This is a genomic window from Paenibacillus pini JCM 16418, assembly GCF_000576305.1.
Classification (GTDB): domain Bacteria; phylum Bacillota; class Bacilli; order Paenibacillales; family Paenibacillaceae; genus Paenibacillus_AQ; species Paenibacillus_AQ pini.
Genome location: NZ_BAVZ01000022.1, coordinates 15,058 through 39,799, shown reverse-complemented (window position 1 = coordinate 39,799; position 24,742 = coordinate 15,058). Strand labels below are relative to the sequence as shown.

At 41.0% G+C, this 24,742-nt stretch carries 27 protein-coding genes and 1 riboswitch; of the genes, 1 reads left to right on the top strand and 26 read right to left on the bottom strand.

Going from position 1 to position 24,742, the window contains the following annotated elements:
• From rocD to JCM16418_RS20415, 18 genes are all read right to left on the bottom strand, one after another.
• Nucleotides 1–1,206, bottom strand: a complete 1,206-nt coding sequence (rocD, locus tag JCM16418_RS20495) for an ornithine--oxo-acid transaminase (RefSeq protein WP_036652699.1) — start codon at nucleotides 1,204–1,206, stop codon at nucleotides 1–3.
• A gap of 185 nt (nucleotides 1,207–1,391) precedes the next feature.
• The gene (locus JCM16418_RS20490) at nucleotides 1,392–1,718 is read right to left on the bottom strand and encodes a thioredoxin family protein (RefSeq protein WP_036652697.1); all 327 of its coding nucleotides are present in this window, start codon (nucleotides 1,716–1,718) and stop codon (nucleotides 1,392–1,394) included.
• A gap of 132 nt (nucleotides 1,719–1,850) precedes the next feature.
• Nucleotides 1,851–2,486, bottom strand: coding sequence for a hypothetical protein (locus JCM16418_RS20485; RefSeq protein ID WP_036652695.1), 636 nt, complete (start codon nucleotides 2,484–2,486; stop codon nucleotides 1,851–1,853).
• Between the two features lie 153 nt (nucleotides 2,487–2,639).
• Complete coding sequence (locus JCM16418_RS20480; protein ID WP_036652692.1) at nucleotides 2,640–3,227, bottom strand: YdeI/OmpD-associated family protein; 588 nt, start codon at nucleotides 3,225–3,227, stop codon at nucleotides 2,640–2,642.
• 3 nt (nucleotides 3,228–3,230) lie between these two features.
• On the bottom strand, nucleotides 3,231–4,157 hold the full coding sequence (locus JCM16418_RS20475) for an aldo/keto reductase (protein ID WP_036652690.1): 927 nt from the start codon (nucleotides 4,155–4,157) through the stop codon (nucleotides 3,231–3,233).
• 442 nt (nucleotides 4,158–4,599) lie between these two features.
• Nucleotides 4,600–5,310, bottom strand: a complete 711-nt coding sequence (locus JCM16418_RS20470; protein ID WP_036652688.1) for an ABC transporter permease — start codon at nucleotides 5,308–5,310, stop codon at nucleotides 4,600–4,602.
• Nucleotides 5,307–6,254 carry an ABC transporter ATP-binding protein gene (locus JCM16418_RS20465; protein WP_052020617.1) on the bottom strand — a complete coding sequence of 316 codons (948 nt, stop codon included), beginning with the start codon at nucleotides 6,252–6,254 and terminating at the stop codon, nucleotides 5,307–5,309. The genes JCM16418_RS20470 and JCM16418_RS20465 overlap by 4 nt, the downstream gene beginning before the upstream one ends.
• Before the next feature lie 30 nt (nucleotides 6,255–6,284).
• A complete protein-coding gene (locus JCM16418_RS20460; protein ID WP_036652686.1) occupies nucleotides 6,285–6,485 on the bottom strand; it encodes a hypothetical protein in 201 nt (66 codons plus the stop codon).
• Nucleotides 6,482–7,633 carry a HesA/MoeB/ThiF family protein gene (locus JCM16418_RS23975; RefSeq protein ID WP_158442450.1) on the bottom strand — a complete coding sequence of 384 codons (1,152 nt, stop codon included), beginning with the start codon at nucleotides 7,631–7,633 and terminating at the stop codon, nucleotides 6,482–6,484. The genes JCM16418_RS20460 and JCM16418_RS23975 overlap by 4 nt, the downstream gene beginning before the upstream one ends.
• Entirely contained in the window at nucleotides 7,630–7,920 is a 291-nt protein-coding gene (locus JCM16418_RS20450) for a hypothetical protein (RefSeq protein ID WP_036652683.1), read from the bottom strand. Before JCM16418_RS20450 ends, JCM16418_RS23975 begins: the two co-directional genes overlap by 4 nt.
• Nucleotides 7,917–8,987: a zinc metalloprotease gene (locus tag JCM16418_RS20445; RefSeq protein ID WP_148298876.1), complete on the bottom strand. Its 1,071-nt coding sequence runs from the start codon at nucleotides 8,985–8,987 to the stop codon at nucleotides 7,917–7,919. Before JCM16418_RS20445 ends, JCM16418_RS20450 begins: the two co-directional genes overlap by 4 nt.
• A gap of 198 nt (nucleotides 8,988–9,185) precedes the next feature.
• Entirely contained in the window at nucleotides 9,186–9,299 is a 114-nt protein-coding gene (locus JCM16418_RS26525) for a daptide-type RiPP (RefSeq protein WP_305082454.1), read from the bottom strand.
• Nucleotides 9,300–9,403: 104 nt separating this feature from the next.
• Nucleotides 9,404–9,517, bottom strand: a complete 114-nt coding sequence (locus JCM16418_RS26520; RefSeq protein WP_305082453.1) for a daptide-type RiPP — start codon at nucleotides 9,515–9,517, stop codon at nucleotides 9,404–9,406.
• A 212-nt stretch (nucleotides 9,518–9,729) separates the two neighbouring features.
• Nucleotides 9,730–9,840 (bottom strand): daptide-type RiPP, encoded by a 111-nt coding sequence (locus JCM16418_RS26515; protein WP_036652680.1) that lies wholly within the window; start codon nucleotides 9,838–9,840, stop codon nucleotides 9,730–9,732.
• Nucleotides 9,841–10,450: 610 nt separating this feature from the next.
• Entirely contained in the window at nucleotides 10,451–11,593 is a 1,143-nt protein-coding gene (locus JCM16418_RS20430; protein WP_036652678.1) for a response regulator, read from the bottom strand.
• Entirely contained in the window at nucleotides 11,574–14,711 is a 3,138-nt protein-coding gene (locus JCM16418_RS20425) for a hybrid sensor histidine kinase/response regulator (protein ID WP_052020613.1), read from the bottom strand. The genes JCM16418_RS20430 and JCM16418_RS20425 overlap by 20 nt, the downstream gene beginning before the upstream one ends.
• Before the next feature lie 236 nt (nucleotides 14,712–14,947).
• Nucleotides 14,948–16,228: a CapA family protein gene (locus JCM16418_RS20420; RefSeq protein ID WP_052020610.1), complete on the bottom strand. Its 1,281-nt coding sequence runs from the start codon at nucleotides 16,226–16,228 to the stop codon at nucleotides 14,948–14,950.
• 147 nt (nucleotides 16,229–16,375) lie between these two features.
• Nucleotides 16,376–17,164 carry a WD40/YVTN/BNR-like repeat-containing protein gene (locus JCM16418_RS20415; protein WP_036652676.1) on the bottom strand — a complete coding sequence of 263 codons (789 nt, stop codon included), beginning with the start codon at nucleotides 17,162–17,164 and terminating at the stop codon, nucleotides 16,376–16,378.
• A 75-nt stretch (nucleotides 17,165–17,239) separates the two neighbouring features.
• Between JCM16418_RS20415 and JCM16418_RS20410 the strand changes: the two genes are divergently transcribed.
• On the top strand, nucleotides 17,240–18,154 hold the full coding sequence (locus JCM16418_RS20410; RefSeq protein WP_036652674.1) for a tetratricopeptide repeat protein: 915 nt from the start codon (nucleotides 17,240–17,242) through the stop codon (nucleotides 18,152–18,154).
• An 82-nt stretch (nucleotides 18,155–18,236) separates the two neighbouring features.
• Here JCM16418_RS20410 and JCM16418_RS20405 read toward each other — a convergent pair whose 3' ends face one another.
• The 8 genes from JCM16418_RS20405 to guaC form a co-directional block, all read right to left on the bottom strand.
• Nucleotides 18,237–18,740 carry a DinB family protein gene (locus JCM16418_RS20405; protein ID WP_373280735.1) on the bottom strand — a complete coding sequence of 168 codons (504 nt, stop codon included), beginning with the start codon at nucleotides 18,738–18,740 and terminating at the stop codon, nucleotides 18,237–18,239.
• Between the two features lie 165 nt (nucleotides 18,741–18,905).
• Nucleotides 18,906–19,598: a YjjG family noncanonical pyrimidine nucleotidase gene (locus tag JCM16418_RS20400; protein ID WP_036652721.1), complete on the bottom strand. Its 693-nt coding sequence runs from the start codon at nucleotides 19,596–19,598 to the stop codon at nucleotides 18,906–18,908.
• A 35-nt stretch (nucleotides 19,599–19,633) separates the two neighbouring features.
• Complete coding sequence (locus JCM16418_RS20395; RefSeq protein WP_036652670.1) at nucleotides 19,634–20,101, bottom strand: DMT family transporter; 468 nt, start codon at nucleotides 20,099–20,101, stop codon at nucleotides 19,634–19,636.
• Complete coding sequence (locus JCM16418_RS20390; protein WP_036652668.1) at nucleotides 20,098–20,814, bottom strand: Crp/Fnr family transcriptional regulator; 717 nt, start codon at nucleotides 20,812–20,814, stop codon at nucleotides 20,098–20,100. Before JCM16418_RS20390 ends, JCM16418_RS20395 begins: the two co-directional genes overlap by 4 nt.
• A gap of 46 nt (nucleotides 20,815–20,860) precedes the next feature.
• Nucleotides 20,861–21,289, bottom strand: coding sequence for a DMT family transporter (locus JCM16418_RS20385; protein ID WP_036652666.1), 429 nt, complete (start codon nucleotides 21,287–21,289; stop codon nucleotides 20,861–20,863).
• Between the two features lie 143 nt (nucleotides 21,290–21,432).
• Complete coding sequence (locus JCM16418_RS20380) at nucleotides 21,433–22,416, bottom strand: ketoacyl-ACP synthase III (RefSeq protein WP_036652664.1); 984 nt, start codon at nucleotides 22,414–22,416, stop codon at nucleotides 21,433–21,435.
• Nucleotides 22,417–22,566: 150 nt separating this feature from the next.
• Nucleotides 22,567–23,283, bottom strand: a complete 717-nt coding sequence (deoD, locus tag JCM16418_RS20375; RefSeq protein ID WP_036652663.1) for a purine-nucleoside phosphorylase — start codon at nucleotides 23,281–23,283, stop codon at nucleotides 22,567–22,569.
• An 83-nt stretch (nucleotides 23,284–23,366) separates the two neighbouring features.
• Nucleotides 23,367–24,350 carry a GMP reductase gene (gene guaC / locus JCM16418_RS20370; RefSeq protein ID WP_036652658.1) on the bottom strand — a complete coding sequence of 328 codons (984 nt, stop codon included), beginning with the start codon at nucleotides 24,348–24,350 and terminating at the stop codon, nucleotides 23,367–23,369.
• A gap of 76 nt (nucleotides 24,351–24,426) precedes the next feature.
• A riboswitch (purine riboswitch) is annotated at nucleotides 24,427–24,526 on the bottom strand.
• Between the last annotated feature and the right edge of the window lie 216 nt (nucleotides 24,527–24,742).

The window sequence follows — 24,742 nt, the reverse complement described above, 5'->3', positions numbered from 1 at the left end:
CTACCGGCCTCCTTCACCGCTAAAAACCTGCTTGATGCGTACCATTGCAAACTCAAGCTCCTCTTCCGTAATCGTCAGCGGGGGTGCAAAACGAATGGTTGTGTCATGTGTTTCCTTACAAAGTAAACCAAGCTCAGCAAGCGCTTCACAAAATGGCCTTGCCTGCGTAGAGAGTTGCATGCCAATAAATAGCCCTCGTCCACGCACTTCTACAATATCAGGATGAATAATGGATTGGAGTTCATACATGAACTGTTCTCCTAGACGATTGGAACGTTCGGCAAGTTGTTCATCTTCCAGCACGCTTAGTGCTGCGATTGCTACCGCGCTGGCGAGTGGATTACCCCCGAAGGTCGAACCGTGCGAACCCGGTTCAAATAGATCCAATACTTCATCATCTGCCGCAATAGCGGATATCGGCATGATGCCTCCACCCAGTGCTTTGCCCATCATATAGATATCGGGTACAACATTTTCCCAATCACATGCAAAGCGCCTGCCCGTTCGCCCGAAGCCCGTTTGAATCTCGTCTGCCAACATGAGAATACGATTATTGCGACATAGCTCCCTCGCTTTAGCCAGATATCCATCTGGCGGAAGGATAACACCCGCTTCTCCTTGGATGGGCTCAAATAGAAACGCCGCTGTTTGTGGCGTAATAGCTTGCTGCAAAGCGTCGATATCACCATAAGGAATCAGGCGGAATCCTGGGGTATAGGGTCCAAAATCTTTTTTATATAATTCTGAAGAGGACAAGGAGGTCAGCGTCAGCGTACGTCCATGAAAGTTACCCTCACACACGATAATCTCCGCATGATCCTCTTTAACCCCCTTACAGCGATATGCCCAGCGGCGTGCAGCTTTCAATGCAGTTTCAACAGCTTCAGCACCTGTATTCATCGCTAGAACTTTAGCTTTACCGGTGTACTCAGCCAATCTTTTAACGAATAGCCCCAGAGCCTCTGCCTGAAAAGCTCTAGATACTAGCGTCACTTGATCAGCCTGATCCTTCAATGCTTGAATGATTGCAGGATGCCTGTGACCATGGTTCATAGCCGAATATGCACTTAACATATCCATATAACGTTTTCCCTCTACATCTTCTAACCAGACCCCCTCTGCTTTGCGAATGACAATGGGCAGCGGATCATAATTATTGGCGCTGTATCGGCCCATCATGTTCAGAATCTGCTCCGTCGTTGCCATAACTGCACCTCCTGCTTATTTGAATCGTACTTCTGTCTATTTTATTGTGGCATTATACATTTCATGTTTGATTTATATAGGCATAACAAAAAGCACCCTCCCACTTTCACGTATTTACCGTGAAGAAAATGAGAGGATGCCTGAGTACATCTCATGTAATAAACTAAGCTTACCGACATCAAGAATTACTGCTTGGACTCAAGCTTCTCTAAATAATCAGACACTTCTAAAGGAGTCTTAGCGAACTTACTGTGCAGATGAGCAATCTTCTCACCATTGCGGAATACGAGCAGACTTGGAATACCGCGCACATCATTCTGATCCGTAACCCCTTCGAATGATTCCACGTCCATAGCATAAAATTGCTTATCCGGATTCTTCGCCATAATATCAGGAAGAAATTTATCTAACGTCTTACAATCCGGACACCAAGTTGCATCAAATTTAATGACGGTTAAGCCGTCTTGATCAATAAGCTCCTTGTACTGCTGTTCTGTTTGTATGCGTTCCATTATAGGTATCCTCCTCAGATCATTAAGCATGGATAGGTCTGGGTTGCAATCATATTCATCACAAACGCAGCCTTTACAATGCTATTCTATCTGGTTCACTCATGGTTTGCAAAGCAGATAGATGTCTACAATCTACATCGAGTGCATGTCGTGTCCAGAAGAAGGGTTCTGATCGATAGATGGGCTATGCCCAATAAAAGCTGCTGCGCAGAGAATAATCACAGGTAGAATAATATACAGCACCCAAAAGGAAAAACGTGCGGGTGCTCTACGTAGAGATGCAGTATGTAAAACTGTGGAATCTAAGTTTGAATGAGTTTGCACAGCAATCTCTGCGTTAGGTTCTAGATCAATCTGAGCATGAATGATATATATGACTAATGCAGTAATTGCAATAAATAAAGCGTCCATAATGAACAACATAGCATCCCATTTCGCCACGGGAATCATTTCTCCTAGCATCGCCCCATGTACGCCGCCCATTATACCTCCTCCTATACCCTCAACCACTGCAAGCATATGTATTGGCCTACCAATTAAATATCCAATCATAAAACAGAAAGCGATCGACACTCCTGTGGATAGCACCAGGTTATCCCGCCAGATCATGCCGAGGATCACACCGATCGTCAGATTAGAGATTAGCCCCACCGTCATAGCTACGACATTCCCAGTCATATTAACCAGCAGTAATCTATACTGATGTACAAACACAATACATAGGGCGGTATAAATAATAACAATAATCCCGCTAATATTTAATAACATGAATGATACCTGCCTTTTCTAAAAGATCCGAGTTCCTCTCTAGAAGCACAATAACATCTCTCAACAAGCAACATATTCGGTATGTATCGAAATTATTCCCCACAAAGAAAAGCCCTGAACGTTTTACAATCGTTCGGGGCTTTCTTCAATAATCTAGGTCTTTTTATTCCCTGGATATATTTTCTCTTGTCTGACTAGCATATCAACGAATTGATGAATGCGTTTCGTTCTCGTTTCTGGCTTCTTTGCCGTTTGTATCCGAAATAATATAGCATAGCGGTTTTGACTATCGAGTGTATCAAAAAATTCTTTTGCCGCAGGCACCCGCTTGAATTCCTGCTCCAAATCTTCAGGCACGGCAGCACGACTCTGCGGCTCATACGCTGCATCCCATCTTCCGTCCTGTTTGGCCCTTTCAATTTCCTTCAGTCCAGAAGGCTTCATCCGTCCATTCCGAATAAGCAGCTCAACCTTCTCCTTGTTCACCACGGACCAAATACTATTAGGTCCACGCGGGCCAAACCGCTGAATCCAGAGCTGATCATCATATGCTTCTTTACGACTATCAATCCAGCCGTAGCATAGGGCAGAATCTAGCGCTTCTGCATAGGACAACGTAATCAATCCAGAGTTTTTCTTCGCAAGTTGCAGCCTAACGACTGAAGATACCTGATGATTGATATCTAACCATTTTTCCCAGGACAGCTGATCTTCAAATCGAATGATAGGATAGTCACCCATAAATTAATTACTGTTCCCCCATGCGCTCGGATGATCATCCTTCACTAAGTCTAGCTCAGCGGCATCAGCATTCGCATCAACCTGCTCAGGACTCTTACAACCTGGAATAACACAGCTTACAGCTGGATGCTGCAAACACCATGCGAGTGCCCATTCAGCCATCGGTGTACCTCCTGGAACTTCGGTTTGCCTAATATGTTCTACTTGTCGTAGGCGATCATCAATATCCCCACGTATATGGCGTTTACGTACATTATCCTCGAATATGGTGCCTGGCTTATATTTACCACTTAGGTATCCGCTCGCTAATGGTACGCGGGCAAGTACACCGAGATCCTGCTCGATACAAGAAGGGAAAACTCGCTCTTCGGGATGGCGATCAAGCCGATTGTACACGACCTGTATCGCCTTAGCGTTAAGCTCAGTAGCCTTACTCGTCTGCTCCAGGTTATCGTTGCTACCAATCGAAATGCCTAAATTGCGGATTTTACCTGCCTGAACCTGCTTGTCCAGAAGTGTCCACAAATCATCATTATGAAATACTTCGTCTGAACCAGAGTGGAACTGATATAGGTCAATATAATCGGTCTGTAGCGCCTTCAAGGATTCATCAAGTTGTATGCGGATTTCATCCACACTCCATGCGTTATCCCAGTGATCATGCCATTTATGGCCAAACTTTGAAGCTACAACCCAGTTTTCTCGTTTATCCCGTTTCAAGAAGTTCCCGATCAAACTTTCCGACAGATGGTAAGGTCCATAACATTCGGCTGTATCGATTAGGTTAATGCCTCGGTCTCGCGCGCGGTTAAGAATGGCATCTACGTCTTTTTGTATGAAGTCCTTGCCCCAGTCGCCTCCAAATTGCCATGTGCCAATACCTACTACAGAAACCTTCAAATCTGTTTTGCCCAAACGTCTATATTTCATATTCTAGTCACCCTTTCTACTATATTGAAATATATTACTATATTTCATATTCTAGTCATCCTCTCTAGAATATTGAAATATATTAAAATAAGTAGTAATCGAATTGGTTGTTCCTATATACCTTTTTTACCCTTTATTGGTTCAGTTAAGCTTACCATTTACTACCAGAATAGAGCAACTAATCACTTCTAACGTCCAGATGTTAAGTCATTTAAGGCTAATATAATAGTCGCTGTGATCATAAGAAGAAAGAGAAATCCAATAATAATTAAGATCGAAATTAAAGAATATTTACTTAATCGAGAAAACATTTTCTTCATAGATCAATTACCTCTCAATCTTAAAATATTTCATAAGTTCCTCCTCATAAAGTATTACATAAAAAAAGCAGAAGTCCTCCCCAGAAACTACTGGAATTGAACTTCTACTTTACTGTCATGGATTAGAAACGCTCTGCTAATTTAGAACGGTTCCATAATGTTGGCACCAGCGTAATCGCAAGGATCACAATGATAATGCACAGCGGCAAGGTTACATACAGGATATGATCCAAATTAAGTTTCACAACACTGTACCCGAGTCCAACCATGGAACCCAGCATAATAGGCATCATGATTAGAGCACCATACTGCTGTGAATTGCGAATTTCTCTTACCTTATAGGCCACCATAAAACCGATGGCTACAACAAGGAAATAATAGCCGATGGTAGCTGTGGCAAGAATAGCATAAAATCGCCAAGATGCGCCGTCTGTCAATTGCTCCACATTATGTGTGGCAATGTAGAATATCATTTGCGACAGAAGCACGACAGAAAGTGCGGGTAGTAGAATGGAGAACATTTTTCCCAGAAATAAAGCTCGATTTGAAATAGGCGTCGCCAGCAAAGGCACGAGCGTTCTCATTTCAAATTCCCCTGCAAGATTGGTTGCTGATAAAGCTGCAGGTAGGAACGATGGCATGAAACACATCAACACAGCAACCGCACGCCACATATATATACTCTCATCAAGCGTGGAGTCAGCCGTTAGCGCACTTCCCAAATACCATGCTGCTGCCACCGGAAGCAATACCCCGAATACAAAAATCATCACCACCATCGCTCGCTGGGAGCGTAAATCGGAAAGTTCTCTTCTTAGTATCATACCTATCATTGATGCACTGCCTCCTTTACCACGGACATATACATTTCATTCAGGCTCTGACTTTGTTGTCTTCTTAAGTCAAACACAGTTATTCCTTCCTCAGCCATCATCAACATTAGTCTACGCATCTCATCTAAATGGTCCACTTCGCAATGAAGCGTGTAGGTCACTTCATCTTCACTCGTAACACTTCTAATTTTCTGCTCCCATCTCTTCGTTAAAAGGTTCATTAGCACAGGGTTAGCCATTACCTGCATCATGAAGTGCTCCTTCGTTTTACTTCCTTGTTTATGTTTATTATCCAACCTAATATTATCGATTAATTGACCAAATTTAAGCACAAGCACTTCATTAGCCACCTGTTCAACCTCATGTAAATTATGACTACACATCAGAATAGTTTTACCCTGACTACGGAAATGTTTAATGTGATGAATGACGGACTCCCGAACTTCAGGATCTAAATGATCTGTAGCCTCATCCAGGAAAATAATTTCGGGATTATGTATCATCGATCTAACGATGCTTACCTTCTGTTTATTTCCCTTAGACAGCTTAGCAATTTCCACTTGCTCGTATTTTTGCAAATCTAGCGATTCCATTAAATCAATGGTCGATGGGGTAAGACTAGAAAACCCATATAACTTAGCAAAAAATTCAAGGTATTTGCGCACCTTCATTTGTCCATATAAGCCTTGATCTTCCATGACAATACCAATTTTTCTACGCGCATCCATCGAGTTGTTAAAGACCGGAATGCCAGCAATCGACACAGAGCCACTGGTCGCATCTATTAAACCTAGCATAATTTTGAGTAGCGTCGTTTTACCCGAGCCATTGGGACCAACAATTCCCACAACTTCACCTTTTTTGATTGAAAATGAAACCTCATTTAATGCCTTTACCTCACCGTATTGCTTCACAAGTCCTTTGACCTCAATATACTTCTCCATGCATTTACCTCCGTAGATTTAGGATGTGATCTACTGATTGCGCCGTGAAGCCCAACCATTCTTTCGTATTTGCATTACAATAACGATAAATAGAATAGCGGCCAGCACCATATCGCCCCATATGATGACATCCTGGCTCATTCCAAGAACCTGGCTCAGATTCGCTGACAGAACCGTGATCATGATAATAATGGCTGCTAATGCGACAAGTAACGCTTTTCTCAAGATCATGATAACCACATGTCTCCTTTCCGAGTGATATATTTAATCACAAACACCACAGCATTACTAAGGAAGAATAGGATGGAAATGGCTACGCTGATTTCAAGCACTGTCAAACTAAAGTTCTGAATGATTGCAAACACGAAATCAAATCCACGGCCTGATGCTGTAAAGAAGGCATTTATATTAATGACCAAATTGGTAATGAGACTTATGCCACAATAGATAGAGCTCACAATAAAAATTTCTTTGCGTAGTTCAGCAGGCTGGTCCTCAAACCACGAATCAATAAATAGAAATGAAATGAGTAACATAAGCAGTGCCAACATTCCCACATAGACATCACCTGTAAAATACCTTAAGAGAGACGCAAGGATGAATATTCCCGCCATACTCCCCCGATAACCCCATATCCGCTGCTTATTCACAGCAGGTGCTTCGACCACATTCTCATGGGGATTATGTCCACATACAGGACATCGCTCAGCAGCACGTAACGGCAAGATATCCCACTGACTTGTCTTCGTATTAAAGAGATGGAGCTTATTACGAAGTTCTGCCGTTTGACCGACTAGAATTTTAAAAGAAAACATCGATACCGTTGAAGCCACCATCATCGTCAGTGGTCCAAAGGTTGGACCTGTACCGTAGATTCGTCTTGCATTGCCAAAGCCAAGGCATGCTGCACATAGTGACTCATTGGGTAAATAGATGGGACCCACCACACCGATGTGATCAAGAAAACCACCATTAATCAGTGGGATTTTATGTTTAACGCAAACTCCATTCGCCCACTCTGTCGCTTCTTCAGGCGTATCAATCGCCTTAATTACCAGTGACTTGCTGTCGATATAGCGCTCAATATCTGCTGGCGATTCCACCTTCAACCTGATTGGGTACAGCTCCATCGAGGGGTTGAACTGTTTAATACGCTCGCAAAGGACTTCTACCTTCGACTCCCCTATATCCCCTGGATGATACATCAATTGGCGGTTTAAATTACTCTCCTCGATTACATCAAAGTCAATTACGGTAACCTTTCCAACACCCATAGCTGCAAGGTTCCATAGTACATGCGTTCCAATCGCTCCCGCACCAAGCAGCAGCACATGCGCCGTTTGAAGCTTTTGATGATACTGCTCAAAATCTCCACTCAATAACGAAAAGAAGCCCATTTGTCTCGAGTATCTACCTCCGTTGTAATCCCTTCTCCAGGCAAAAATATACGTTTTTGGATATACTCTTCGATCTCCTGATCACTTAAAAACACCTTTACTTCGTCAATGGCAAACGTACGATGCTCCTTTACAAACTGTATTAAAGGTTCCCTTTCTTTTCCTAAAGACACCTGCATATCATCGGTATTGTATATGAGATATCCGGCATCAATTTCTGCAATAAATGCAAAAGGATTCATGGAATAGTATGCTGTGTTATGATTCATGCGGTCCTCCTATTCTGCAAGAGCATAAATGCTAGGTAGACGATGGGTAGAAGTCCAATAGTCACATAATCGACCAAATTAGAACTGGTCAGTGTCAGTACATATCTTCTGATCATCAGAATCGCAGAGAATAGAAGCGAAGCAATAAATAAATTAGACATAATCCCAAAAATAAGATGTTCCGATTTAGCACGACGTGGATTGAACATGCTTTGTCGTGATTTTATTTTGAAAGCCGGATCATTAACCAAATTTAAGAACAGATAATACCCGTCGTATTCTACAAAAGGAACCATATTTACGAACATAATCGTTACGTTTAACATCATGAAGTAAATCAGATAGAGCAAGGAGGAGTGGTTGAATAGAATATAATAGAGTGGGATCGATAGAGTCACCATAATGCAATTAGACATCAGACCTGCAAGTAGGATATTGATGCGCTGACGCTTACTTTTAAGTAGATTTAATCCGCTTACGTCTGCGAAAAACGCAGGATGTAGATAGAATAGCATTAGACCAATTGAAGGAACATGGATACCGAAGGATTTGGCGACGATCGAGTGGGAGAGTTCATGGATAAAACCTATAAATAGAATTGCAATGACATAAAAAATGATTGAGCCCATATTTAAGTTGAAACTAAGTAGAGCTCCGGCCATTAACTGCCAATGCATCGTCAGCCATACGATGTTGATAAGTAATGAAATGACAAATGCAGCATTTAACACCTTGCGATATACGAGGTTAAATCGTGGAATGGATTCAAGCATCCGATTCGGATTGAGTAGCCGAAATTTCAGCTTCAGTGGATTTATTCTACGCCGTTTTTGCTGCGATACAACCAACTGCATCCGCTCAGCCTGCATCATGAAGGCATCGACATGCTCTTCTGGAATGATCTGAGCCAAGTCATCCCTGTCATTTTCCCCGTTAAGAAGATTCAACCATTGGACTTCGCGTTGACCGATTTTAAAATGCCTCATTGTTCCCGGATCATAGACGTGAAATAATCCCCCATCTACCGGGTAGAACTGAATTTCCTTCTTCAAAGTCAGACTCATCATGTCACCTCCAATCATAAGTGGTACGTCCCTAGACTTCCTGTCAAGATCCATAAATATAATGCCTCGCCTGATCAGACCAAGCGAGGCTTCATCTGAGTATGTTCAAGCAATTACATATAAAATTTATGAGTTCGCACCTGATGCCCTACGTATAAACATAGTGAGATTATGAGTACCTTAAATGAGGAGAAGTTTATTTTAAGAGCAGAACAGCAATCCAATCCCAACCACGGCAACAGTACCAATGGCTGCTCCTTCCCAGAATGTTGCATCTGAAGGAGCTTCCACTCTTTCGAGTTCTTCCATCATCATGAGACTCACCTCCCCTTTTCAGAATGTATTAGTACCAAGCTATCATTACTCAATTAATCTCTGTATGCTTTAGGGCTGCATTGTTTTAAATTTCTAAAGCTTTATTACGAACAGAAGAGCAGTCCGACCCCTACAACTGCAACGGTACCAATAGCTGCACCGCCCCAGAATGTTGCATCCGAAGGTGCTTCTACTCTTTCGAGTTCTTCCATCATCATAAGTTATCTCCTCCTTGTCCTAAAATTAAATGGTGATATCCTATTGGATCAACAGCCCATCAAACCTAAAATAGCTAGTCCAATACCGATACCTGTAGCAAGTCCTGCAGAGAAATCACTTACAGGAGCATCTACCAATTGAAGTTCTTCCATAACCATGTTCTCAGCCTCCTTCATCATAAATAGATTCATTCAACATCGATTTAGTATGATTAACAACCTACCAACGCCAATATTCCCAGTCCAAATCCAATACCCACCGCCAAACCTGCGGAGAAATCACTCACGGGTGCATCTACTAATTCAAGCTCTTCCATGACCATTATTATCACCTCCTTATGCCCATGTAGAGATTAAAAATAGGTCATTATGTACATATGGGCCAAATTTCAATTTCAATATATTATAATAACCAATAATTTACAATACTTTTTTTATTTGGTATTTTTATTATGTTTATAAAGAATAGGTACATGCTTTTCACCTTCTAAGAGATTTGTAAAAAGGTAGCGAAAGTGTGATTACATGTCGTTTTTAGGTAGAAATACTCGATTAAATATTTCTTTATTTTTCCATTTACCACATGTAAAATATTGCATATCTTCATACGTATAATCGTGTAGTCCATTACACTGATCGAGGTGATTTATGACTAACAATCAACTCATTCCCATTATCGTTGCCTTCGCTGCAGCCTTATGTTGCTGGATCGTTGTCTGGAAAAGAAATCGGAACAAGTAACCCTTGTACAGCATATGTTTTCACGCTGAGTTAGAAAAAAAAGAAGACCCCTGGCAGGGCCTTCTTTTTTTAATTCTATGAGGAGTCACCGCTTAGAGGAGAACATCTCGATATATGTTGCTAAAATCTATGGACTCGCTCATTGTATCAGCTAGGTCTGTACAAATTCTGGACAACCAACGACATGTTCCTTCAATTGTTGGCATCTTCTCGAACTTCACTCATCAGCTTATTATACAGTTGTGTCGTTTGAACATCGGGTTCGATACCGAGTTCATCTCGAAGTAAAATCATGTAGGAATTATAATAATTGAGGAGTGCATTATAATTGTTCATTGAGGCATATATGATCAGTATGCTACGACAAATTTCTTCAGAAAAGGCTTCCTTCTGCTGAAGCACTAGCAATCGCTGGATAGCCTGCTGGCTTTTTCCTGTTTGATGTTCATAACCTGCAGCACGTAAACTAGCTTCAATATACATTTGATTTAGCTCTTCTCTTAAAGGCCTTGCCCAAAAATAATCATGGTCCTCTAAGTAATCTCCCTTATACCGCTTTAGTGCCGCATCCAATCGCTGCCAATCTTCTTCCGCCATCAAAGAATGCACTGTACAATCTTGTTTAAATAACTCGATGTCCGTTACGAACCCTTCCTTCAGCAAACGATAGCTATCATGAGCATATTCGATTCCTGCTCCAACTCCCCACTCCTTGAGCACCTTACGAACTTGGTAGATTGAGGTGTGCAGCTGAGTAGTCGCTTTATCCAGTCCAAGTTCGGGCCATAACGTTTCAAGCAGCGTCTCTTTCGTTATCCACTTATTCGTGTGATGGATAAAGAAAGAAAATAACTCTTGTACCTTCTGGGTTCTCCATTTCAACTTTAACTCTCCGGATGGACCCATTAATGTCAAATGACTAAAGCACATCGCCATCGAAGGATTAGTTATGGGCGTTGTAGCCATATTCGAAAGCTGCATATGGGATTCGATCCGCTTTATTGTCTTAGAGAAGCGCTCAGGATCTACGGGCTTTAACAGATAGTCTAGAGCATGAAGTTCAAATGCCTCAATAGCATAGTTGTTGTACGCTGTGACATAGACAATTTGGATTTCCGGCTGCATACGATAAAAGTGCTCTGCCGCTTCTAGTCCATTCATTTCTGGCATACCAATATCCAAAAATATAACATCCACATGATTCTCTAATAAGTGGTTTAATCCTGATTGCACAGAAGTAAATTGACCAGCAACGCTAATACGGCCATCGGCTTGGAGAAGTCTCTCCAATTGAAGCAAAGCTGGTTTTTCATCATCAATAATTAAAGCTCTCAAGTCTCATTCTCCTCCTTCCATTGTTCTTGTCCGTCACGCGTGCTAAAGGGACTTCAAAACTCACAGTAGTACCTCGATCAATTTCACTAACGATATGCAGTCCCTTACCATACAGAGTTAGCAATCGGGTATGGATATTTCGTAAGCCTACTCCCCCGTCTCTCTCTGCACCGAGCAGTATAGACTTAACGCGTTCCTGCTCAATTCCTACCCCATTATCAGTAACAGCAATATGTATATGACCTGCCCGCTCATGGATGATCACTTGAACCGTGCCACCTGCGGCCTTACTCATAATGCCATGTCTTACCGCATTCTCTACAATGGGTTGAATAGTTAGCGGTGGAATTAGAACATTCTGATCGGTATCCACTTGATATACAATCTGAAGTCTTTCTTCAAAACGAGCCTTTTCCAAGAACAAATAGGAATGAATTAATGCAAGTTCCTTTTGCAATGTGGCCAGTTGATCCCGATTCTGAAAGTCAAAGCTGCCTCGCAAATAATGGCTTAATTCAAGCAGAAGCCTTGTCGTTTTCTCAGGATCAGATGGCAATATAGCTATGATCGTATTTAACGCATTATACAAAAAGTGAGGCTTGATTTGCGCTTGCAAAAATGCCATTTCGGACGATATTGCCTTTCGCACCGACCTGCGCATTTCAAGCAATGTACGTACACGGGCCCGCAGTTCATCAGCATCCACCGGTTTGCGAAGAAAGTCATTCGCACCTGCTTGAATACCCGTACGGACATCCTCTGGCAAGCTTCGGGCCGTTAAGATCAGGATAGGTAATTCAAATAGAGAGAATCGATGGCGTACCGCCTGACAAAGCTCTATACCAGACATGCCGGGCATCATCCAATCGGCAATAATGAGGTCGATCGACTGTCCAGTCCTTAAGTGCTCCATCGCTTCGGCCCCGTTGTCTGCAGAAATGATCTTATATTTCTCGATCGAAAGAAGATTACGTAGTACCTGCAGATTCACAGGATCATCATCAACTAGTAGCACCGTAGAAGAAGCGCCTTCCATGTTCACTTCCTGCACCTGGTTTGATTCCTCGTCATCGTAACCATGATACATTTCAAGTCGATGATCATGTAACTGTTGCTTCACCCTCTCTAAGGCCTGTCCATGAATAGCCGGAAGCGTAAAATAGAACGTCGATCCCTGTCCGAGTACGGATTCGGCCCATATTTGTCCACCACTGAGCTCGACTAGTTTCTTTGAAATACTTAGTCCAAGCCCTGTTCCACTGTACTCCCGTTCTGCTGAATATCCACCCTGATCAAAGGATTTAAATATGTCATCCATTCGATCATTAGCGATACCAATCCCTGTGTCTGATATTGATATACGAACCCACTCATGTTCAAATACAGCTTCAATACGAATGTGTCCTTCATGCGTAAACTTAATTGCATTGCCAAGCAAATTATATAAGATTTGTCTTAGCCTATCTTCATCCGTATTCAGATAAGGCAAGTTATCGGGCCAAACCTGCTCGAAGCGAACTTCTTTATGGCTTGCAATATGTAGCGTTACTTCCAATACAGATTGCGTGACGGCAATTAAGTCAACGGGTTGCCGCTTAAGCACAATATCTCCATGTTTGAGTTTACTGAAATCCAAAATGTCATTAACGAGTGCAGCCAGCCGCTTACCTGTTGAAACAATCATGGAGAGATCATGGCTTTGTTTACTATTTAGCGCCCCCGCCGCACCTTCCATAAGGGACTGAGCAATATTGATAATACCATGTAGCGGTGTCCGAAGTTCATGCGACGTATTCGCCATAAATTCATCCTTTAGTCCATCCAGCGTAAGTAATCTAGCTGAGAGCTGCTCAATCTGACCAAATGTGCGGGCAAAGCGTTGGGAAAGTAAGAGAGCTTGTGTAACTACAAATAACATCATCTCCAATGGTACGGGGGTAAGACTTTCGACGATCCCCATTAAATCCACAATATAACACACAATAATGATCAGAATGCTTAGTACGCCAACGAGCATAAGTCCCTTATCCCCTGAGCGCCGCCTCATGCCGGAGATCATTACAAATGCAATATAAGACACACTAACCAATGAGAATGTAAAAATGAGTGGTTCCAAATTAGAGAAAACGATAACGGGTAGCAACAGTGCAGTACCGACAGCAGAAATGGAAGCAAAATCACATATGCGAATGGCCAGCTTATGAACCGATTGTGGTATGGCAACTGCAACATAGCGAACTAGAAATAAATAAAGAAGCGCTGATGAAATCATCTGTAGTCGGATAAACCACTCGTACTCGAGTGATGGCCATATCGTAGCGAGCATCTTTTGACCGTGAGTGACCACATAGACCATGGCGCATAAACAAAACAGCCCCAGATAGAGAAGAGATGGATCTTTTTTACGCAGTCCATAAACCATTAGAATATAAACAGCCGGAAATAGGAATCCCGTTAAGGTCATGAAGTCAATAAATAGAGCAAGATCTCTGCCCTTCATAATCGACTGCTTATCTCCAAACAAGATGGAAGAGAACACACCTCCAGAAGAATAAATATGGTTAGATACTTGAACGATAATTTCGGCTTGATATCCCTCGATGTGAACAAATCCAATATAGGGGATATTGTTAGACTTACTCTTAGCTGCTGATGTTCCTGGACTACCGCTCGCTCCCGCCTCTTCGTCGTTCACGAATATCCGATTCGCTGAACGAATAATATCCGTCCGAACACCATAGACCATTCCTTTTTCTTTCAACTGAATCACAAGTCGAAAAGTCGCAAAACCTGTAGCCTTCGAACGCCCATCCTCTGAAATATAGTCATTCCATTTCCCTGGCAGAGATACGATCCCACTTAACCGTGGAATTTGAGTGCTATCCTCTCGTGATGTATCAAAATCACTTGGCTTTAAGAGCTGATTCCTATAAAATTCCCATTCCCCATTTAAAGCGACTGGTCCATCCTCCGACAAATTCCAATCACTTAAATCTAATTGCCCTTGGATGGCTTCGGGCATTTGCTGAGGGAATATCATACTTTGAATAATAAATATTAAGGGCAAAAATATCACTAGAGCAACTCCAGCTAGAATAGCCCATCTCTGCTTAATCATTAAAACTCTCCTAATTCAATCATTTGATTCTTAAGCTAGCAAAACTCCAAGGAATATTGTACCAAAGTTTTTCTAATCCGAGTGAAAAATCCATCGATAATTGTCACATAAATACTACAAAGAGGCTAGGACTAAATATGCTATCAACAAAAGAAGGAGCAAGATCTTATAAAGATCTTGCTCCTTTTTTAAATTAAATGTTTTCCTAGACATGGCAAGCCTCTACATAAGAAATATTACCATTGTAACGCAACATTCCCCTTCGGATATCTACTCTGTAATGCTACATCAGTGAAGGATTGCTGATCCATCTTGGCAACGGTTGCTGTATAGGATTGCTTCATCCTCTGCTGATTACCCTTCGATAGAATCTTTGCAAATTCTGTAGTTCCTTCAGGTATAATGCGATATGTATATTTGGAATCACTCTTTTTTTCGCTTCGATATACCCATGTAGGCACATATCTAACATGCTTAATCATCGTTTGATTGGTTTCAAGATTCTTTTGAATATCAAAAACAAGAATAATGCCACCCTCTGTCGCTTCATTACTCATTGTTTCGTAACGTTGATTGGATATAAAGTTACCCATCGAATAGATGACAAAGCTCGTTGAACCTGTCTGTTTCAATTGCTCAGACTTCTGAATCACATGAGGATGACTGCCAAGGATAATATCTACGCCCCCTTTGGCAAAAGATGCTGCTAATCTTTTTTGATTGATTGAAGGTTCATTGTCATATTCAACTCCCCAGTGCATAAAGGCGACAATGAGATCTGCTTTATTTTGTTTAGCATACCAAATATCTTCTTTGATCTTGTCCTCATCCAAAATGTTAATGAGAGAATCCCGCTCCGCAGGCGTTAGTTTCTTATCCAGCCCGTTCGTGCTTTCCGTGTAAGACAAGAACGCCATCTTAACCCCTTTAACTTCCTTTAACAAAACACGGCTTCTAGGTTTCTGTATGTAAGTACCCACGTTGTCCAGCATACGCTTCTGAATCGTCTTTACCGTGCGGATAAGCCCCTTGCTTCCCATATCTAGACTATGGTTATTGGCCGTAGACAACACATCAAACCCAGCATATTTAATCGCATCCACAACGGAATCCGGTGAATTAAACTGAGGATATCCTGTGTATTTACCGTTAGCAGTTCCAGCTGTAGTCGTCTCAAAATTGGCTATCGCGATATCCGCAGCGCTTATAATCGGCTGTACCTCTTGAAAGACAGCTTTGAAATCATACGTACCACTCTTCGAATCATATCCACTTATCAGTTGTGGACTGTGAAACATAATGTCACCCGCGGCGGCAAATGTGATGTGAGTCATCTGATCAACGGAAACAACCGCACGCGATTCTATTGTATGTCCATTCCCCGAACTCGTAGATACTGCTTGTTCCAATTTCGGGTTAAGCAAATACGTATTTTCAATCAATGCTAGGATAATAAGGATAAAGATCATTCCGACTGTAGTTGTTCTCTTTATATAGTGCCGCAGAGACAGGTGCAATAGCTCTCCCTCCTTCACCTTCTCTTATTCGTTCCGTCTAAAGATATCTATTAAGTATGACTTCACAATATGACTCCGATATCGTAGTTATGAATGATTCTTACGAACTCAAGCTATTATTCTATCTTTTCCAGTTCTCAGTAGTTTTTATTGAATCCAAGCCCTTCCATCCACGGATGTCCATGTTTGATCACTATATGTAAATGTCCACTGACTTACACCATTTGAGCTGGAGTTATAAATCTCGCACTTTACATCGCCATATGTTCCTCTTAATTGTTGTTCAATGGGATACCAGTCCAGTCCGCCATTATCTGTCATGTAGCACAGCAAATTCTTGCTTGTGTTATTAGCCACCACAATCCCAAACTTTGATGAAGTAAAGAATGGTAATGATGTATTAAACTGCTCCCTCATGAATTTCATAGGTACCTGCGGCGTTTGATGGGTCCATGTTTGCCCCCCATCCTGCGTCATATAAAGTCCGATATCTCCCTCTGCTGGTGAGCTTGTGGTTACCCACCCCGTTGTACGATTCAGGAAAAATAAACCACTATGATTCCCCCTCGCTGGAAGAGTGCTGCCCTGCTCCTGTGAGTTTCCCATCTTGATCCATGTATCCCCACCATCTTCCGATTGATACAAGACCATATCCTGTTGAAACATGCCATGGGCATAATAATCGGCTCTCCACTGCACATGATCGTTTAGCATGAAGCTCGCGCTTGATTTCACTGCTTCTGAATCAGTATTTTCGACAGAGTTACCGATTCCCTGATCCGTTTCCTTTGTCTTCATATTAACGCTATTCTCATAATCTATTGTTTGTTTACTGGGTGTTTGTTCTAGTGTTGTATTTTCCATTTTCATTATAATATACGCTACTACAATAGCTAATCCGAGTAACACGAGAAATCGTATCCAATTTTTCTTCATCTGTTTCTGTTCGCCTCCCTTCAAACCTATGATAAGCTAAGTTTAATTATAATAAATGACAAAAGGAGAACATTATTGAACACGAACCTGAGAGCCATTGAATTACTAGAGGCGAATAAATATGATGAATCGTTCATGCTTTTCAAAAAGGCAGTAGCAGAATCAAGAGACGTTCAGTCCCTTACGAATGTCGCTTGGATATACAGCTATGAGGAAGACGATGACGAAACTGCATTAGCATTCATTTTAGAAGCGATTAACCTTAAACCTATCTCTTATTTTCCATATAGTCTCTTGGGAGAAATCTATCTTAAACAGCAGCGATGGCAAGAAGCATCAAATGTCTTACTTCAATCTATCGCCATCCATCCTTCGGTTGGAGCATACCAAAACCTGGGTGTAGCCAAATATCATTTAAGAGAATTAGAAGAGGCTTCCCAATATTTCCTGCGTGGCGCAAATGACTCGGATCAATCGATGTATAGTCATGTGAAATGTCTGATTGAACTTGGTCAATTAGGTGAAGCACAGCGTAAACTAGCTTTATTTTCGGATAAAGATGAAGAATTTGTTGGTGAAATTGAAGTTGCAGAATTATATGTAGAAATAGGATCTTTTGAACAAGCCATTCAGTGGTTTGAAAAGGGTTGGCAAAGCTACTGGAAACAACCTAATTGGGTTAATCGGTTTATCTACTCTTTATTACAGACAAACAATATTTCCCGTGCTCAAGAAATTGTAAATGATGTTATTCAAGATAAGAACGAAGAGATCGAGACAGATCATGATGCCGAGTATGACGAACATTGGACAGAACAAGATCAAGAAGAATATATTAATCAGTTACTTCTGGAGCGGAATGAATATGAGCTTATCCTAGAACGAATGTCCTCAGGGTATATCCCCGTAATGGTGTTTAATACATCTATGTATACGGGATGCTATTTGTTTGGATGTAAAAGACATAATCATCCAGAATACGAAGCGTAAATAAAGACACCACAATGTAATATCCATGTCTAAAAAGAGCTCCCATTCGGAAGCTCTTTTGCAATTCATTTGTTGTTGTACATTACTTTGAATATAAATACAGTCCATAATCCTGCATAACTGAGGTATGCCCCAGTTGTCGTAGCATGGTAGCTATATTTCCACGATGATAAGACCCGTGGGTGACCACATGTAGAACGGATTCCGTAGGCGTAGTATTCAGTATCCCCGCGTAGGGATTATCCACGATGATGATCCTCTCCATGTCTTCTTCCAAATGAATACGTTGTTTGCTTCTTGCAGATAATTCATTAAAGAGAATTTCCATCTCTTCAATATCCTTAGCCTCAAGCTGTTCTCCCATTTGATTCGCAGTTTCAAATGTTTCATTCATACTTTTCCCTGAGATAATTTCAAACCATGCATATTCCACGAAATACAAGTGAGCTAGTACCTTGGATAATGTAGGATATCCACTGAGCGTTTCCTGATGATAGATTTCTCTAGGAAGTTCTTTAATGCGATTAATGATTAATTCATTGGCCCAGACATGATAATTATACATTTCAATCGCTGGATTCTTAATGCTAATCGCCCTCCTTTTTCTTACAAGTATGGATATTCAACAATGAATAGAAAAAACCCTTTTCCAACTCATTAAGCTGAAAAAGGGTGTGTGCTACCTGATTATTTTAGTTATGCTTGTCCAGTACATTGTTGGTATTGCCCCATATACTTTGGTTACGAAGAACTAGTTTGCATCTAGAATACGATACAGCTCATCCAGCTTTTGAATTTCATAAGTCGGAACAATTCCTGAATCGTTAAGCTTCATTCCCGGGTTAAACCAACACGTATCTAAACCTGCTAGCTGTCCGCCTTTAATATCTGCGCTTAATGAATCTCCAATGATCAAGGCTTGATCCACTGCAAAATTAGGAATTCGAGCAAAGACATAGTCAAAATACTCCTTCATCGGCTTTTGATAACCTGTTGCCTCGGAGACAAAAATATCCTTCACAAGCGGATGTAATCCTGAATCACGTAAGCGTCTATCTTGAGTCTTCGAAACACCATTAGTAACAATATATACGTCATACTTATCTTGCAGGTCAGTTATCAATTCAAGAGCACCCTCAATCAGATCATGCCCCTCTTCCAAGAACCCTCGGTAGCTCTTTTCCAATAGCACACCATCCACCTCTTGACCATACTCTTTAAATAGAAGAGAATAGCGAGTATTTACGACCTCTTCTCGCCCTATATTACCTTCCTCAAAAGACTTCCACAGCCCCTGATTAATTCTTTTATAATTAGCCTCAACTTCATCGGTTAAGGGGATTTTTTGCTGTTCAAATAGTAGTCTTAAGGCTAATTTCTCAGCTGCTCCAAAATCGAGTAGTGTATCATCCACATCAAATAATAATGTCTTATATGTTTTCACCGTCATCGCCCCATCATCTGCTTCTGTAATTTAGTTTAAACTTTAACGGACGCCTTCTGCTTCTCAGGTCTACCGCCTATCTTAAATACAATGATACCACCGACAATGACCAGCACGCCAATGAGCTGCTTCGATGTAAAAGGTACTTTATCTAAACCTAGCCACCCTAGAGAATCCCATAATAGAGCGAATGCGAGCTGGGCAGTCATCACAATCATGATGGAATACGTAGGACCAAGTAATCGAATTCCCCGCACCATACAGGTGACTACGCCCACACCAATCAATCCACTAAACCAATACCAGAGCTTCATGTTCTCCAGATTAAATAGTTCTTTCCCTTCAAAGATCAAGCCCATCGTCAATGAAGCTAAGAATCCCATGGCTAGTACTAACGTCGTTGTTGGCCAAGAGCCTGCACGCTCACTCACTTTACTGTTGAAAATATTTTGAATACCCACTAGCGAACCTGCGATAATCGCCATGATAAGTCCTAGCATCATAAGCTTTGATCTCCTATTTCATAAATATTCCTACTTGCCATTGCGCGTAATCCTTCTCTATTCTTCACGACAATGCACCCTTTATTACGTTCTATTAGACCGTCTGCACAGAACCGCCCAATGATCCGATTCTGATGTCTGTAGCTGGTTCCAATCAGATTCGCCACGTCTTTTAGATCGGTTGTTCTTAGCTGACCTTTAAACTGTGCATCCGATTCATCAAATGAGACAGATAAGAGATAGCTCGCTAATCGAACCTCCACGGGATACATTAAATTGAAACTCAGCGCATTGGATTTAATGTAAAACTTCTGTGTAATGATTTTAAGCAAAAATTGAAGTAGCGGCGCATGCTCACTTCCATATTTTCGCAACCAACGATGGTGAACACCAATCATATAGACTGGCGATACCGCTTCAACCGTATTGATAATATCCGTTCCATGTACATATTCAATATCTCCAATAAGCTCTAGCGGCGTCTTGAAGGATAGAATAAGCGTCCTTCCTTCCACCGAGGTGGTATAAATTTTAGTCTTCCCTTTAACAAGCACGTACAGCATATCGGAAGGTTCGCCTTGAGAACAGATGATTTCACCTTGATTACAGCTATACAACTTCAAGAGTGGCAATAACGGTTCATTGAATATCGACTCTATATGATAATCGATCAGATATGATTCTAGTAGCTCACGATCCTTAACTTCAATCATGTCCGTCCACACCTCCAACCCTTAACCCACTGAAATGTTTATCCTATTAAAATCCTAGTATGACCACACCCGCAATCATCAACCCGATGCCGATAAATTGTGGTGCCCTCATCTTCTTTCTATCCAGACCAAACCAACCATTAATATCAATGATAAAGGTTATGCTTAGCTGTGCAATCATGATAGCAGAAATGGAAAGGGTAACACCAATATGCTGAATAGCCGTCACATTACTGAAAATAATAATCGCCGCAAAAGCTCCCCCTAACATATATAGCGGGTTCACTTGCTTAAACTTCTTCCATTCTCCACGTTCTTTGACGAACATGAGGATAATAAAGGCCACAATAAAGCCAGTTAGCTGCGTAATTGTCGCCGCTTGCCAAGTACCAATATCTTGACTAATGCGCGCATTAGCTACGCCTTGTAAGGTAATAAATGCTCCACCCAAAAGCGCAAATATGATCCCTTTCATGTGTTCTCTCCCCAAATTATATTTTCTATATTTATTAAATGATAGATATAGGTGTTTTGGGAAGGACATATGTCCTTAGGTGGGAAATGGTAGAGAAAAAAGACTAAAGATCCGCAGCAAGGCCACTGGATCTTCAGTCTCTATTATATATTCCATGTGACAACAAGTCCTAAATGCGTAAGTCCTCCCCCAAATCCATAGAGCAATAAAGTATCTCCATATTGGACTTTTCCCTCATCAATTCCTAAACCCAGAGCTAATGGAATGGAAGCCGCGGATGTATTTCCAAAATACTGCATACTCGTCAGCGTTTTCTCTATGGAAATTTCAGATTTTTCACATATGGATTCGACCATTCTTAAATTGGCGCTATGAGGTACAAACCAATTAATATCCTCCTTGACTAGTGATGCCTTGCGTAATAATTCTTCTATTCCCACGGGTAACGTACGGACCGCCCATTTATATACTTCCCTTCCGTTCTGAACCAATTTCCCACTTTCGTTTAAAGGCTTTCCATCCATTGAAGTTGCGAAGGTTGTTCGATACACATGAATACCACCATCACCATTCGTTCCTAAATGAGTTGCTTGGAAGCTAGGATGATCCGGATCATATTCGACTAACATAGCACCTGCTCCATCACCAAATAGTATGCATGTTGTGCGATCTGTATAGTCCGTGACTTTCGATAAAGTCTCCGCAGCGACAACTAGTATTTTGCGATGTGCCTCAGATGTAATCAGACTGTTCGCTAAATGTAGAGCGTATGTGAATCCTGCGCAGGTGGCATTTAAGTCAAAAGCTCCAGTGCAAGGAATGTTGAAATGACTCTGAATCCGGCAAGCCACACTAGGAAAAGCATAGTCTGCCGTTGTTGTCGCTACGATAATACAATCAACATCATTTAAATCCTTATCGTACTGTTCAATCAAATTCTCTATCGCATGAATGGCTAAATCCGAAGCATATTCTTCCTCCCCAGCTATTCTCCGTTCCTTGATGCCAGTCCGTTGAACAATCCATTCATCGTTCGTATCTACCATTTTCTCTAAGTCTTCATTTAATAATTTATTCTCAGGTACATACGTACCGATCGCTGTGATACGGGCTTTAGATTTAAGCATATCATTCCACCTCATTGTTTTTTTGCTTTTATTATAGCACTTAGTATTAGTACCTGGTATTAATATTTTGTTACCAATTCATTTATTTCCATGCAAAAAAACCTCTTAAGGACATCATATCCTAAGAGGTTTTCTAATGACTTATTCGTTTTACAGAGAAATAGCTGCTTCTAACGCAACTTCCATCATGCTGTTGAACGATGTTTGTCTTTCTTCAGCAGTTGTCTCCGCATGCGTTACAAGAGAATCTGAAATAGTAAGTATACATGCAGCGTGTTTACCCAACACTTTAGCGTTGTGGAACAAAGCATAGCTTTCCATTTCTACGCAAACGCAACCTTCTTCATTATAAAAATGATTGTGGTCAGGTACATTGCTCTCGTGGTAGAAGACATCACTTGAATGAATTTTTGCAGTCAGAAGGGGTTGATTGATTTTCTTAGCAGCCGCTTCAATTTTCTCATTCAATAAGCTACTAGGTAGTTGAGTGTTTCCTTCTACTCCACTTTGTACATAGGCATATGTTGACTCACTCCATGCGCTATCTGCAAGCACCAAATCAAATAAATTCAATTTATCTGTGTATGCACCTGAACTACCAATACGAATGATGTTTTCCACACCATAGCTGTTATATAGCTCGTAAGAATAGATACCGATACTTGGCATGCCCATTCCTGAACCCATTACAGAGACTTGAGTACCTTTATAAGTTCCAGTGTATCCAAACATATTACGTACTGTATTAAATTGAGTTGGGTTCTCCAAATAAGTTTCTGCGATATATTTCGCGCGTAGAGGATCTCCTGGCATTAATACCGTTTTTGCAATTTCTCCATTTTGTGCTGTATTGTGTGGTGTTGGCATTGTATATTCCTCCTATTTTGTAACTCCACTTCATTTTACTATATCGAGCGGAATTTTAAAAACCAGTATATGTTTTTGAAGGATTAATATACTTTATCGCCATTAAAAATAGAGTTTTTGACAATAACGTAATCAACGCGACGAATGGATTCTAAAGTGGTTCCACCCGCATATGAAATAGAAGATTGAAGGTCTTGCTCCATTTCAGTTAATGTATCCTGCAAAGAACCTTTAAATTCAACGTACATTTTCTTACCTTCAACGTTCTTCTTTTCACCTTTTTGATATTCAGAAGCAGAGCCGAAATATTCTTTAACAAGCTTCCCATCTTTTTCAATAGATACGCCTGGTGATTCTTCATGTCCAGCAAAAAGGGAGCCAATCATGACCATCGATGCACCGAAACGGATTGATTTGGCTATATCACCGTGTGTACGTATCCCACCATCCGCAATAATCGGTTTACTAGCTGCCTTTGCACACCCACGAAGTGCTGCCAACTGCCAGCCTCCAGTTCCGAATCCTGTTTTAATTTTGGTAATACATACTTTACCGGGTCCAATCCCAACCTTTGTCGCATCCGCACCGGCATTCTCAAGTTCTCGTACACCTTCAGGTGTACCCACGTTACCAGCAATGACAAAGCTCTCAGGTAGGTGTTTTTTAATATGCTGAATCATATTAATGACAGCATTTGAATGACCATGTGCAATGTCGATTGTTATGAATTCAGGGATAAGCCCTTCCTTTACAAGCTCTTCAATGAACTGATATTCTTCTTCTTTTACGCCAACACTAATGGAAGCGTAGAAACCTTTTGCCTGCATATCCCTTACAAAGGACAACCGCTTTTCTGGCTCAAACCGATGCATAATATAAAAATAATTATTTTCAGCAAGATACAGGGCTATCTTTTCATCAATAATGGTTTGCATATTGGCTGGCACAACAGGAAGTTTAAATTGACGACCTCCTAATGTCACAGTGGTATCACATTCAGAGCGGCTGTTAACCACACATTTATTCGGAATCAACTGGATATCTTCATAATCAAATACTTTTTCCACGATATACACTCCTTGAAGAAAAATTTTAATGGTCATGTTCGCATAGGCACAAATAAAATCCTAACTATAAATGGGTAGACTAATCTCACCCATTCGTAGTTAGGATTTTTAGGCTCCTAGTAGAGACTCTTAGGCCATAGTTCTAAGAATATACGAATTAATGTAACGTATTTTTTTAAACACATGTTTTATTATATACGAACTTTTATGATGTGTAAACGTTGATCGTTCGGATTTCATTTAAAACTAAAAGAAAATCGAACGATATTGTTCAAATGTTTGGTTTTTCATAAAATTCTGATGAAGATTACATCTGTATATCTGGTCTGACGATCACGATTAAAAAGTTCACCAAGCATAATTCAACCTGAATTGTTTTCTCGTTGTGTCTA